Here is a 674-nt window from a genome sequence, read left to right as displayed (position 1 = left end):
CGTGATGTACTGGTAAAAGTTCAGGCAATCTCTGTGAACCCCGTTGATACCAAAGTGAGAAAAAATTCGTCTGAAGCAAATAATCGTATTTTAGGTTGGGATGCCGTTGGGGAAATTATCGAAATTGGCTCAAAAGTTACCTCGTTTAAAGTAGGAGATTCTGTTTGGTATGCGGGCGATTTAACCCGAGATGGTAGTAATGCTGAGTTTCAAGCAGTCGATGAGCGCATCATCAGTCTTAAACCCATTACAGTATCTAATGCAGAAGCCGCAGCATTGCCATTAACTGCTATCACCGCATGGGAAATGTTATTTGATCGGTTTCAAATTTCAGAAACAGAAGTTGGCAGTATTTTAATTATTGGTGGTGCAGGCGGTGTAGGCTCAATCGCTATCCAACTCCTAAAAGCAAAAACCAATCTGACCGTGATAACCACAGCGTCACGTGAAGAAACGAAATCTTGGGTGGAATCACTGGGTGCCGACCATGTCATCGACCATAGCAAAGATTTAAACGAACAAATCGAAGCACTAGGCATTGAAAAACCCAAATATGTTTTCTCTACCAATCATACAGACACCTATATCAAGCAAATAGTTTCTCTGATTGCACCACAAGGTAAGCTTGGATTGATCGATGATCCACAAACCTTTGATATTATGCCGTTTAAGAC

General features: G+C 41.4%; 1 protein-coding gene. It reads left to right on the top strand.

The genetic code is table 11. The annotated features are described in order from the left end of the window. The coding region (locus ACH0AB_RS11910) for a zinc-binding alcohol dehydrogenase family protein (protein WP_406878275.1) at nucleotides 1–674 on the top strand (674 nt) is incomplete at both ends.

The organism is Moraxella sp. 179-F 1C4 NHS, from assembly GCF_045370505.1.
GTDB classification, from domain to species: domain Bacteria; phylum Pseudomonadota; class Gammaproteobacteria; order Pseudomonadales; family Moraxellaceae; genus Faucicola; species Faucicola tetraodonis.
Note: the sequence above shows the minus strand (reverse complement) of the source record. Positions and strands in the feature narration are given on the sequence as shown.